Annotated in this window: 11 protein-coding genes; 8 read left to right on the forward strand and 3 right to left on the reverse strand. The window is 39.1% G+C overall.

Features of this window, described 5'->3' with window-relative positions; translation table 11 throughout:
* The first annotated feature begins 16 nt into the window (after positions 1 to 16).
* From porX to AC570I_RS08860, 4 genes are all read left to right on the forward strand, one after another.
* On the forward strand, positions 17 to 1,570 hold the full coding sequence (gene porX / locus AC570I_RS08845) for a T9SS response regulator signal transducer PorX (protein ID WP_497405177.1): 1,554 nt from the start codon (positions 17 to 19) through the stop codon (positions 1,568 to 1,570).
* A gap of 86 nt (positions 1,571 to 1,656) precedes the next feature.
* Positions 1,657 to 2,079: a tRNA (adenosine(37)-N6)-threonylcarbamoyltransferase complex ATPase subunit type 1 TsaE gene (gene tsaE / locus AC570I_RS08850; protein WP_497405178.1), complete on the forward strand. Its 423-nt coding sequence runs from the start codon at positions 1,657 to 1,659 to the stop codon at positions 2,077 to 2,079.
* A 66-nt stretch (positions 2,080 to 2,145) separates the two neighbouring features.
* Positions 2,146 to 3,372, forward strand: a complete 1,227-nt coding sequence (locus AC570I_RS08855; protein WP_497405179.1) for an alanine dehydrogenase — start codon at positions 2,146 to 2,148, stop codon at positions 3,370 to 3,372.
* 93 nt (positions 3,373 to 3,465) lie between these two features.
* Entirely contained in the window at positions 3,466 to 4,143 is a 678-nt protein-coding gene (locus tag AC570I_RS08860) for a M15 family metallopeptidase (protein WP_497405180.1), read from the forward strand.
* Between the two features lie 40 nt (positions 4,144 to 4,183).
* Here the strand turns inward: AC570I_RS08860 and AC570I_RS08865 are convergent, their stop codons facing one another.
* Genes AC570I_RS08865 through AC570I_RS08875 form a run of 3 tightly spaced genes read right to left on the reverse strand, consistent with a single transcriptional unit; the run spans position 4,184 to position 7,088 of the window.
* Positions 4,184 to 4,684 carry a phosphoglycerate mutase family protein gene (locus tag AC570I_RS08865; protein ID WP_497405181.1) on the reverse strand — a complete coding sequence of 167 codons (501 nt, stop codon included), beginning with the start codon at positions 4,682 to 4,684 and terminating at the stop codon, positions 4,184 to 4,186.
* 10 nt (positions 4,685 to 4,694) lie between these two features.
* Positions 4,695 to 5,744, reverse strand: coding sequence for an aminotransferase class I/II-fold pyridoxal phosphate-dependent enzyme (locus tag AC570I_RS08870; RefSeq protein ID WP_497405182.1), 1,050 nt, complete (start codon positions 5,742 to 5,744; stop codon positions 4,695 to 4,697).
* Between the two features lie 15 nt (positions 5,745 to 5,759).
* Positions 5,760 to 7,088 (reverse strand): D-alanyl-D-alanine carboxypeptidase, encoded by a 1,329-nt coding sequence (locus tag AC570I_RS08875; protein WP_497405183.1) that lies wholly within the window; start codon positions 7,086 to 7,088, stop codon positions 5,760 to 5,762.
* Between the two features lie 136 nt (positions 7,089 to 7,224).
* On the opposite strand from AC570I_RS08875, the gene AC570I_RS08880 reads away from it, so the two are divergent.
* From AC570I_RS08880 to AC570I_RS08895, 4 genes are all read left to right on the forward strand, one after another.
* Complete coding sequence (locus tag AC570I_RS08880) at positions 7,225 to 8,388, forward strand: aspartyl protease family protein (RefSeq protein ID WP_497405184.1); 1,164 nt, start codon at positions 7,225 to 7,227, stop codon at positions 8,386 to 8,388.
* 91 nt (positions 8,389 to 8,479) lie between these two features.
* On the forward strand, positions 8,480 to 10,993 hold the full coding sequence (locus tag AC570I_RS08885; RefSeq protein ID WP_497405185.1) for a zinc-dependent metalloprotease: 2,514 nt from the start codon (positions 8,480 to 8,482) through the stop codon (positions 10,991 to 10,993).
* A gap of 158 nt (positions 10,994 to 11,151) precedes the next feature.
* Positions 11,152 to 12,018 (forward strand): phosphodiester glycosidase family protein, encoded by an 867-nt coding sequence (locus tag AC570I_RS08890; protein ID WP_497405186.1) that lies wholly within the window; start codon positions 11,152 to 11,154, stop codon positions 12,016 to 12,018.
* A 53-nt stretch (positions 12,019 to 12,071) separates the two neighbouring features.
* Positions 12,072 to 12,998, forward strand: a complete 927-nt coding sequence (locus AC570I_RS08895; protein ID WP_231582669.1) for a hypothetical protein — start codon at positions 12,072 to 12,074, stop codon at positions 12,996 to 12,998.
* Positions 12,999 to 13,027: the final 29 nt, after the last annotated feature.

Below are 13,027 nucleotides of genomic sequence, written 5' to 3' on the forward strand. Positions count from 1 at the left end.
ACCTATTATTAGAAACATGCAAGAAACAAAGATATTGTGGGCCGATGACGAAATCGACTTACTTAAGCCACATATATTATTATTGAATGACAAAGGTTACCACGTAACAACATTCACAAACGGAAATGACGCACTCGAAGCTTTTGGTAAATCTCATTTCGATTTAGTCTTCTTAGATGAAAACATGCCAGGAATGAGTGGCATAGAAACCTTATCGGCAATTAAAAATTTAAATCCTGATGTTCCTGTCGTACTCATTACAAAGAGTGAAGAGGAAAATTTAATGGAGGATGCCATTGGTAGTAAAATCGACGACTATCTCATCAAGCCTGTAAATCCAAAACAGGTTTTACTAACCATCAAGAAATTGATTGATAACAAACGCCTGGTGAGTGAAAAAACGTCAATGGCGTATCAGCAGGAATTCCGTCGCCTGGGAATGACGCTTAGTGATCGCCTGAATTATGAGGAGTGGATTGAAACTTATAAAAAGATCGTCTTTTGGGAGCTCGAACTCGAAAAGCTGGATGATCCACAGATGCATGAAATTTTAACCATGCAAAAACAAGAGGCAAATACCCAGTTCTCTAAATTTATTGAAGAAAACTATCTTGACTGGATTAAAGATAAAGATAAGGCTCCGCTGCTTTCAAACGAACTGTTAAAGAAAAAGGCTTTCCCACATATCAATGATACAACCCCGGTATTTTTCATCCTTATCGATAACCTGCGTTATGATCAGTGGAAAATTATCAACCCCTTAATTTCAGAATATTTCAGAATAGAGGAAGAAGATATGTATACGAGCATTCTGCCAACGGCAACACAGTACGCACGAAATTCGATTTTCTCTGGATTGATGCCTTTGGAAATGGAAAAACGGTTCCCTCAGCTGTGGCAGAACGACGACGACGAAGGAGGTAAAAACATGCATGAGGAAGCTTTTCTGGCCGATAACATCAAACGCAGTTTAAGAAAAGATTGTAAGTTCAGTTACAACAAAATCTTAACCTTCGAACAGGGAAAAGAACTGGTCGAACAAACTCATCAGCTGTTGAAGAATGATTTTAATGCTATCGTTTTTAATTTTGTTGATATGCTTAGCCATGCACGTACGGATATGCAAATGATACGTGAGCTGGCAAATGATGATGCTGCTTACCGTTCATTAACCTTATCATGGTTTGAACACTCTCCGCTCTGGGACTTACTGAAGAAAATTTCACAAAAACAGGTCAAAGTAATTATTACAACAGACCATGGAACCATCAGGGTTAAAAAAGCGGTTAAGGTAATTGGCGACCGCGCCACGAATACAAACCTGAGATATAAGCAGGGAAGAAACCTCAATTTCAATGCGAAAGATGTCTTTCTAATTAAAAACCCTCATGATGCATTGTTACCTAAAATAAACATTAGTAGCAGTTACATTTTCGCAAGGGAAGACAGCTATTTTGTATATCCCAATAACTATAATCAGTTTGTCAACTACTACAATGAAACGTTTCAGCACGGTGGAATTTCATTGGAAGAAATGATTATTCCGGTCGTAACGTATTCCCCGAGATAATAACAGCATTTTTTTGATAAATCTCACAACAAAAAGAAGGCAAAAGAGATACAAATATGTATTACTTTTGCCTTTATTATTTTACAATGGAAATAACAGCCAATCATTTATCAGACCTGCCTTTCGTTGCTCAGCGGCTCAATGATTTTGCCGGCAGCGAAAAAATTTTCATTTTCGAAGGCGATATGGGTGCAGGCAAAACCACTTTCATAAAGGAATTCTGTAAAATGCTTGGGGTAGATGAAGTCGTATCAAGTCCTACCTATTCGATTGTAAATGAATATCTTGGTGAAAATTGTTCAGTTTATCATTTCGACTTTTACAGAATAAAGCACATTCAGGAGGCTTTTGATTTGGGTTACGAAGAATACTTCTACGGCGGTGAAATATGTTTAATTGAATGGCCGGAAAGAGTAGCTGAGTTATTACCCGATCATTTCGTTAAAGTTAAAATCGACATTCTTGATGATAACAGAAGATTGTTCAAATTCTTAAGGCATAACAATTAATTCTCAATTAATTAACAGAAATTTGCTTATCTTGAACAACCTAAAACTAATACATTTTTAAGCAGCATGGCTACAGGATTACGCGAAGGAATGGCTGATATTGCCCGTCAGGGCTTATTGCAAACACAGGAAGCAACACTCGAAACCAGGAACAGGAAAAACAATTTGAACATTGGAATACCTAAAGAAATTTCTTTTCAGGAAAATAGAATCGCTTTAACGCCATTATCTGTAGCATTATTGGTTAATAACGGACATCATGTTTTACTGGAAAGTGGAGCTGGAATAGCCGCCAATTTCTCCGACGCAGAATATGCGGAGCAGGGTGCAAAAATCACATACGACAAAAAAGAAGTTTTTGAGTCAGATATTCTGGTGAAAATTGCTCCGCCAACATTGGATGAAATAGAATTGATGCACAAAGGGCAAACCCTGATATCTTCGCTTCAAACCGGAACGCTTAAACAGGAATACCTCAAGTCATTAATGCACAAAAAAATCAATGCACTATGTTTCGAAAACCTGCGTGATGAAGGAAATGTGCTAAGCGTTGTCAGGGCGATGAGTGAAATTGTAGGCTCAACCTCAATCCTTATCGCTGCAGAATACCTGAGTAATGTCACTGGAGGGAAAGGATTGATGCTCGGGGGATTTACAGGCGTGCCACCTACAGAAATTGTAATTTTAGGCGCAGGAACAGTAGGTGAATATGCAGCACGGACGGCTTTGGCGCTTGGTGCTGAAGTAAAGGTTTTCGATAGTTCTATTTATCGCCTACGCAGGTTACAGAATAATTTAGGCAGCCGCGTTTTTACCTCTGTAATGCAACCTATCGTTTTAAATAAGGCCATCGTAACTTGCGATGTCGTAATTGGTGCCATTCGGGCCAGTCATGGTAGAAGCCCCTGTGTGGTAATGGAAGAAACAGTGGCCAGAATGAAGCCTCATTCCGTTGTTATCGATGTCAGCATCGATCAGGGAGGCTGTTTTGAAACCTCTGAGGTAACAAATCATACTAATCCTGTATTCAGAAAATACGATGTAATCCACTATTGTGTGCCTAATATTGCCTCAAGGGTGCCAAGAACAGCTTCATATGCCTTAACCAATATTTTTGCGCCAATTTTGCTCGATATTGGAGAATATGGCGGATTGGTCAATATGGTGTGGAACAATCCCGGAATAAGAGAAGCATTATATATTTATCAGGGCAATTGTACCAATAAAGACCTTGCAGATATGTTTAATCTTCCGTTCAAAAATTTAGAATTACTGGTGGTTTCAAACCAGTAAATAATCTTATCTTCAATGCAGGAATACATAGTCTGCAAAAAGTAAAACAGGTCAATTCGCTCACGCAAGACGAAATTCTAAAGCTGCATCCTTATGAAAATTAGAATCTTTCTTTTCAGCCTGTTTTTTTCTGCCTGTGCTTTTGCACAAACAAAAGCAATACAAAAGCCAGTTGTAATTAGTTCCTATAGCCAGTACAGGGCTTCTGTAAAAGCGAATCCGGATAACGAATTGATTGAAATTAAAAAATCAATTCCAAATATCAGCCTGGATATCAGATACGCTACTAAAAACAACTTTATGCAACAAGTGATGTACAAGCAGGCAAGGGCTTTTGCGCGGAAACCGGTTGTAGAGGCATTGAAGAAGATTCAGAGAGCATTAAATAAGAAGGGCTATGGATTAAAAATCTTTGATGGTTACCGCCCATACGCCATAACGATTGCATTTTATCAGAAAGCCAGCGATAAGAATTTCGTCGCCAACCCAGCGAAAGGCTCGAAGCACAATAGGGGTTGTGCCATAGATCTTACTATTGTAAACTTGAAAACAAATAAGGATGTAGCCATGGCAACGCCCTATGATAGTTTTTTACCCGCCGCTGCAGCCAACTATGAGCCTGTAAGCAATGAGGTCAGAAAAAACCGGCAGCTTTTAATCAATACCATGAAAAAATACAAAATGAATGTTTTGGAAAATGAGTGGTGGCACTATGATTTTTCGGGCTGGCAAGGTTACGAGTTGATGGATATTCCTTTTGAAAAACTTTAAGCAAGCTGCAGATCAACTTTCATTTTTGCAGATTAATGTACTATAGATGATGCGGTCTGCCAAAATGATCCATTTTTACCTTTACCTTATCGTCTTTGATCGTCAGGTGAAAAATGTAATCATAATCATCTTCCGTTAGCATTTCTTTAGGGCGTTTCCCCCCAAAAGCCTCGATAATTTCAAGAACGGTGTTCGAATGGCCGGCAACCATTATTGTTTTGCCGGTATAGTTCTTCTTAACTGAATCAGTCAAAGACTTAGGTTCTTTATAGGTCAGAACCTTCTGTATAATAATGGAATCAAGGGTTTGCCTTGTTCTTTTATAGGGAGTACTATAAGCAACATCAAAATTTACCTTACTTAGATAGTTAGCCAGATCCCCAGCCCTTATTTTTCCTTCTTCTGATAAATTAGGGTCGTTATTTTTTTGGTCTGATTTATCCTTTTCGGCATGCCGAACAATCCATATTTCTGTTGTTTGAGCCAGTACTGCTGCAGAATATAGTAATGTAAATGATAAAATTAAAAGTAGCTTCTTCATTTTTAATAAGTTATTTTTTAGCAAGCACCGCCAGCAATTGATCGATATTTTCATCAGTATGCCAGCTACTTAAAACTATCCTGTTTAAAGTTGGGCTGTTTTTGTATGGATATGGAAAGGATGAGATCAGGATGTTTTCTTTTAATAACTCCCTGTCGATACCCGGTGAATTAACCAAAAATACGGGAAACTCAGTTTCATATTGCCAGCCTGTGGAAATTTGCCTTTTGAACTGATCCCGATTTGACCGTAATTTCTGAAGAGCATCAATATAAATTTCCGATGCATGAACAAATGCATACATCCCCGCTGCGGAAGGGGGAGATGCGCCTGAAAAAATTGGACTCTCCTTTAGCTTACTTATGATGAATCGACTTCCTAAAACGATTCCGGCATCCACGCCCAATGCTTTTGCCATTGAAGCAACTACTACCACCTCTGTATTTATTCTGCTTGGAATTTTTGCAATCGCACCCAAACCATTGTTATTGATGCCTATTCCGTGCGAGTCATCAACAATCAAAATCAATTTCTTCTTCACATCAATGAGCGATATGAACTCAAAATTAAATATTTCAGGAAAAAGGTTATTCATCGAATTGCTGATCAAAACCCAGTTACTTTCATCCGAATGATTAATTAGCTCAACAGTTTCATCCTTCCAGTCCGCGAATGTGGCTGTGCTAAAATCCGGTGCTGTATTTAACCAGAGCGCCGGATGCGATACCGGCGAATACCTGACTTTACCGTATGAGCTCAGGCTTTGTATAGCCAGCTGCGCTGCCAGATAACCGCTTGAAATGATCAATGCATTTTCGCTGCCAAACCTGTCGGCCGCAACTTGCTCCGCTTCATCATAAATCCCCAACTGGATGTTGTTATTTCGGCTGGTCCCGTTATTTAATCCATAACGTTTAACACCCTCAACGTACAATTCTATAAAATCTCCGTTTTTAGGCAAACCAAGGTAGGCTGTACCCCCGAAATATAAATAGGTTTTACCATCCAATTCAATTTGGTTTGAAAAAGGCTGATCAATAGAAGTAAAATCGTAACTCATTTATTTCGGGTATTGCTAAAAATTGTCATGGATATAGGTCATGATCCGAACCATTTCAGCACGCACTTCCGATGTTGGCTTAATAAAATTATTATTCATAAATGAATAAATATAAGTTTTTCCCTTTTTAGTGAGCACATACCCGCTTTGATTGTGCACACCTCCCAGTGATCCTGTTTTTCCATATACAAAAGGTTTATCCGTTTTTGGATAGGCGCTTTTCAGCGTACCGGTCTTCCCTCCGGCAGGCAGCATATCAAATAACTTTTCCTGGTTATTAACCAGATGATAGATAGAATCCAGTAAATAAACATTATCTCTTGGCGTAAACAGGTTTTGTCTCGATAAACCCGAACCATCTGCCCATTTCACCCGGTCTGGTAAAAACGATAAGTAGGTTTTACTGATGTGAGCTATCGCTTTTGTTGTGCTTAATGTATCGCCTATTTGATTGGAGCACACTAGAAGCAGGTGCTCCGCAATAAAATTGTCGCTAGGCAGCATCATGTGTTTCAGTACCGAATCCCTCTTAGCGCCTTGTAGTGTTTTCGCATAAGTTGGAATTTTCATTTTAATAACACCTACTGGTTTATGCAATGTATCTGAAAGGACATCAATAGTTGTTTGTACGCTGGTTTTATAAGGGTTTTGCTGACTATATCCAGCCTTAACCTCAACCTTTGGATACTTAAAATGGTTGGAGAGAAAGTCTCTTGTTACCTGGAACCCCCCGCTAGTCTTATTAGAATCAAGCTCAAAACATGGGGCAAAAACTTTTGGTTCAATATTTATTTTTTTATCCGACAAATAACTTGAGGTGACCATATTGTCCATAATAGGCATTTCCGTAATCTCAGGCTGATAGTAATAATCGTAATCATCCCAACTCCAGCCATCGCCAAAGAAAGTACCAGAATAACGGCCCGGTGCGAAAAAGAGTTTTTTATTCGATGCTTTTAAAAATTGATAGGCCGATTGGTCTTTAACCGCAAATTGTAAAAATGCAGGATCCCCGGTTCCCCAGAATATTAATGAATCATTCTTTTCGATATACTTTAGTGCAGGCATGTGCTCCGGAATCATTTTCAGGCTGGCAAAAAAAGTATAAAGCTTCGTATTTGATGCAGGCGTAAAGTATTTATCTGCATCTTTTTGAAAGATCATTCTTCTTGTCTCCATATTATATAAGGCAAAACCAACCTGGTACTGCTTTATTACTTCTGAGTTTTTAAAAGCTTTGGATACTTTTCTGGATATAGTTTTGTCTGCCGAACAGCCCGTTAAGCCTGATGTCAGAAAAATACAGGAAATCAATAGGATGCAGCAGCTTTTAAATCGGAACATGGTATGTAATTAGTTGATAAGAATTAGCAACTAATTTATTAAATTTAATTCAATGTTAACCAGGTATAAGCCAGTTGTAATAATCTGTTTACGCGAGATCATGTTTTGCTGTGGACTATTATTTTGTTTTATAGCCGTGAAGTCGCAGGAATTTTTATTTTCCGGCAATCGCGACAGGCAATCTATAGGGTTTAAAAACATCAAAAATCTGGTTATTATCCCTGTGATGATAAATGAAAAAGGACCTTTTGATTTCGTTCTGGATACAGGCGTTGGTCCGATGATTGTAACTGATTCTTCTATTATCGACAATTTAAACTTTGCCTTGCTCCGCAGAATAAATGTCTCCGGTTTAGGTGCCGAGGCTTTAGAAGCATATGTCTCTCATGACATCAATGCACAGGTAGGCAACGCGAAAATCGAAAATATTCCTACTGCAATTCTTAAAGAGGATTTGTTTAATTTATCAGGATATTTAGGAATAAAAATTTACGGCCTCATCGGATATCATTTTTTTAATAGTTTTATGGTAGATATCCGATACAGCGCTAGCAGAATAATCTTTTCTTCCCCTCATGCAAAGCTCAGATATAGGGGTAGCAAAATCCCCATTGAAATTGATAAGCTGAAACCTTATGTATATGCACAAGTGGAGACCCCTCAAGGCGATAAAGTCAAATCTAAATTTTTGATGGATACTGGAGCCAGTCATGCATTATCAATGGAAATGTTGGATGGAAAAGCTTTTCCACTCCCTGTTAAAACAATATCGGCAAGTTTAGGAATGAGCTTAAGTGGAAAAATCAAAGGACACCTGGGTAGAATAGCGAAAATTAATCTTGGCCATTTTACATTCAAAAATGTACTGTCTGGTTTTCCGGATTTTGAAACCATTTCCGGAAAAATAGATCTTAAATTTAGAAATGGAAATATTGGGGCAGAGATCCTGAAAAAATTTGATATTCAGCTCAACTACCAGGAAGGGTTCATGTATCTGAAACCCAATCAGTATTACAAGCAACCCTTCGAGCACGATATGACAGGATTAACAGTTTATATCGATCAGGCAGCCTTTAAAAGAATTATCATTGCCGAAATAGACGAAAACTCCCCTGCAGAAAAAGCCGGCTTATGTCCCGATGATGAAATTATTGGTGTCAATTTCAAACCAGTCGAATTTTATACGCTCAACGATCTCTCTGAACTTTTTAAATCAAAATCAGATCGAACCATTGTTTTCGAAATCGTTAGGGCAGATAAGGTCTATTTTAAAATTGTAACGCTGGAAAAAAGGATATAGGGCGTAATTTTATAGTTACAACATCATTTCACCTGTAACAACCGGTTAACTTTAGCTTCTTATTACCAAGCAAACAAATTTTTTATTATTCATGAAGAGAAACTTTAAAGTACTTGCCTTGGCCGGTATTGTAGCACTGGGTGTTGCCGGATCAAATTCGGTCTATGCTCAAAAAAAATCAAAAACACCGAAAGGAAGTAGCCCCGCCACTCCAGCTGCTACACCGGCTGTGCCTAAAAAAGAAGGCATCAAGCCTTTTTCTGAAGTGGTCACCGCAAAAGCCCGAACTACAAACGGCCTTTTCAAAACTCATAAAGTAGACGATAAATGGTACTTTGAGATACCAGATTCCATGATTAACCGCGAAATGTTAGTGGTTACACGCTTAGCCAAGGTTCCTGCAAATGTTAAAGTGGGCAATCAGCAATATGGTGGTGAAGAAATTAATGAGCAGGTATGGAGATGGGAACGCAGAGGAAAACAGGTTTATATCCGTGTACCAAGCTATTCTACCAAAGCTGATCCAAATAGCGACATGTACGAATCTGTTCAGAACTCCAACCTGGCGCAGATACTGGCAAGCTTCGAAATTAAAGCTTACAATAAAGATACTACAGGTGTAGTAATTGATGTAACAGATTTTTACAATGGCGATGTAATGGCCATCGGCGCAACAGACCAGATCCGTAAAGCCTATAAAGTTATCGCTTACGATCCGACACGGTCTTACATAGATACTGTAAAAACTTTCCCCATTAACCTCGAAGTTAAAACAGCTAAAACTTATCGTGCAACAGAATCTCCGACTGACAATAGCAATGCTGCAGTAACCTTTGAATTTAACACATCCATGTTACTATTGCCAAAAAACCCGGTTAAAGCTAGAATCATGGACAGTCGTGTCGGCTTCTTCGGCCAGTCGCAAATTGACTACGGAACAAATGCACAAAAAGCGGAAAGAACAGCCTATATCCACAGGTGGAATTTAGTGCCTAAAGATACGGTTGCATACAAACGCGGCGAGTTGGTTGAACCGGTAAAACCAATCATCATTTATATAGACCCGGCAACGCCAAAGAAATGGGTGCCGTTCCTGATTCAGGGAATTAACGATTGGCAGGTTGCATTTGAAGCGGCTGGATTTAAAAATGCTATTATCGGAAAACAGGCGCCAACACCACAGGAAGATCCTCAGTTTAGTGTAGAAGATTCACGATATTCAGTTGTACGTTATTTCGCTTCAGACATTGCAAATGCCTATGGCCCTCACATCAGCGACCCGAGGACAGGACAAATTTTAGAAACGCATATCGGTTGGTATCACAACGTGATGAACCTGCTTCGAAACTGGTACTTTGTACAAACAGCTGCAATCAACCCCGCTGTACGTAAAGCACAGTTTACTGACGAGCAAATGGGTGAGCTCATCCGCTTTGTATCATCACACGAAATTGGTCATACACTGGGCTTGCCACATAACTTTGGATCAAGCTATGCCTATCCGGTTGATTCTTTACGTTCTAAAGCTTTCACTGATAAACACGGAACTGCTCCATCCATCATGGATTATGCACGTTTCAATTATATCGCTCAGCCAGGTGATGGCGTAACCAAACTACATCCGCAAATCGGCGAGTATGATAAATGGTCAATTAAATGGGGATACTCATGGATTCCCGGAGGTAAAACCGCAGAGCAGGAAAAAGACGTTCTCGATCAATGGACACTTAAGAATGCTGGTAATCCACTTTATTTCTATGGACGCCAGGGAACTAGCCTTGACCCACGGTTGCAAAGTGAAGACTTGGGTGATAACGCGATGAAAGCCAGTACCTATGGTATTGCTAACTTAAAACGCATTTTACCAAACGTAGAAAAATGGACCTACCAGAAAGGTAAAGACTACAGCGATTTAAAAGAAATTTATGGAGAAATCGTTGGTCAGTTCAACCGCTATATGGGTCACGTGGCGACCAATGTTGGTGGCTTGAGCGAGAACTTCAAAACTTATGAACAGTCAGGTCCAGTGTATGCTTACTTGCCAAAAACCAAACAAAAAGAAGCCATTACATTCTTTAATCAACAGTTATTTACGACGCCACTCTGGTTAATCAGCAACGAGCAACTCAGCAAATTCGATAATGGCGTATTGTTAAATAGAATCAAAGCTGTTCAAACAAATACCCTGAATAATTTATTGTCTCCGTCGCGTATTGCCCGCTTGTTAGATAATGAAGTGAAAAATGGTGCTGTAAAAGCTTACACATTACCTGAGTTATTTACAGACCTGAAATCTTCCGTTTTCGTAGCGGGAAGGGCAGATGCCTTTAAACGCAACCTGCAACGTGCTTATGTAGATCGATTATCAGATTTGATGACGAAAGAAAATGATCTTCCGGCAGGGTTCCCACTTGAATATGCAGCGAGTTACGGCTTAACACCAATCAATGTCGGCCTATCTGATATTCGTCCATTAGTCCGTGCCGAACTGAAAAGCCTTTTGGCTACAACCAAAGCAAGATCTGCTGCTGGTGATGCAATCACAAAAGCCCACTACGAAGACTTAAGTATCAGGATCAAAGAAATTTTAGATCCAAAGAAATAAAGCCGGGTGGTTGGGTAATCACTTATTCACTCACTCATTAGAAGGGAGCAGTTATTCAGTTAACTGCTCCCTTTTTTTGTAAAGCAAAGAATGTATAATTTCTGAGAGGTTACATAGAGTTTTAATGTGTTTCTTAATTTTATCCAAAACAGGTAACCATGCTGAAAAAAATTCATCTTCTTATTTTCATATCCCTTTGCGGATTTAAGGCTTTTGCACAGCAATCAGATTCTATAATTGTAACTAAAACGAAATGGCAGAAAACTAAAATTGCCAGACAAATAGCCTTGTATCAGCATCACTTTAAACAGAATAATCTATTTGGAGCCAATCAGAATATTTCTTTTTTAGAAGTCAAAAACACAGGAAAGAAGTTTTTTTTTACCCTTGCGGCCGAAGAAAAAGTTCTGGTCACCACTAGTAATTTCGGAAAACGTGATACTGCTTTAGCTGCTGTAAATGGTAATTTCTTTGATGTAAAGAATGGAGGGTCTGTTGATTTTGTAAAAGTAAAGGGCAAAATAGTAAATACTAACCAATTTGATAAAAACGGGGTTAGGGCACGTCATCAGCAGGCAGCCATAGTGATTAAAAATGGAAAAATTGAAATTGCGAAATGGGATGGTACGTCAGATTGGGAAAATAGGATTTCAGCTGCTGATGTTTTGTTAAACGGACCATTGCTAACCATAAACAATACAGACCAATACCTTGATACCACTGCTTTCAATCGTCTTAGGCATCCACGAACCTGCCTGGGAATAAAGAAAAACGGTAAAATTATCTTACTTACAGTAGATGGCCGTAATGATCTCTCTGCCGGGATGAGTCTGTTTGAACTGACCAGGTTCATGCACTGGCTAGGCTGTGAAAGCGCGATCAATTTCGATGGCGGAGGTTCTACTACCCTTTGGATAAACGGTTTTCCTGATAATGGAATTGTGAACTATCCCACCGATAATAAAAAGTGGGATCATGAAGGCGAGCGCAAAGTGGCCAACGTTATTCTGATCAAGAAAAGGTAAAACAGTTTTCAAGGATTCTGATGGTAATTTGATTATTTTAGCCAATATTTTCTATGATGTTTAAAAACATATTATACCCGCTTTTTTTTGTACTGATCTTATCCGCCTGCAACCGTGGATCCAAAACAAGCAATCCAACGCTGAGAGACTTTACTTTTGAACCTGTTAAAGGAATCAGGTACACAGAAGTAAAACGGAGATTTAAAGACGGCTATTCTTTCAATGACCAGGGCTTCATGCAAAAGCCCTCATGGATTATTGAGGTAGTTGCGGAAGATACAATGTCGGCATGGAGCCCGCAGAAGCATCGGATGCAGAATTTTTACCTGCAGTATGATCATGGCAATGTTTATAACTTTGCAGCTGAATTTTTTAAAGTAAAACACATTAGTAAAGATAGCTTGGTTTTCCAGCGCATTCAGGTCGACGGTAAGGTTATCGCTTCAGATGTCCGGTCTGATGTGAATATGACTTTTTACGCCAATGATTACATTAAGACCTTAAAAGCTAAAGCAGAAGAACTACAAAAACCAACAAAAGCAGATACAGCTTATATAGAACACCGTTGTGCCACAGTGAATAACAATAGTGATAGCGCCTTTGCTGCCACAGACCCTGTTCAGTTTATTTCAAAAAGTAAAATTGCCAAGGTTGAAAAAATCAGTACCGTAGATCGCTCCAATAACAGAACTGAAGCCTACGATTATATGTTTCCTCAATACATTATACGGATAGACAGAGCATATAAGGATTTTGCATATCAGGTAGCCGCGGTTGTCGATTTCCAGGGTGGCATTCACGTAAAAACCATTTATAATGTACTTCCTGAAAGTGTGGAGGCCAAAAAGAAAGTAGCGCAGGGGATAGCTGATATCTACCTCAGAAATTTGTTTGATGTGGCACCAGGTACTACTCTCGGAATCCCACACAATAGTGAAATTACGCTGACTATGATTGGTAAGGCAATTAAAAAGCCTTAATAATCTGATGTTTACAAAATTTTAACGTT

The organism is Pedobacter sp. A2324 (genome assembly GCF_059693705.1).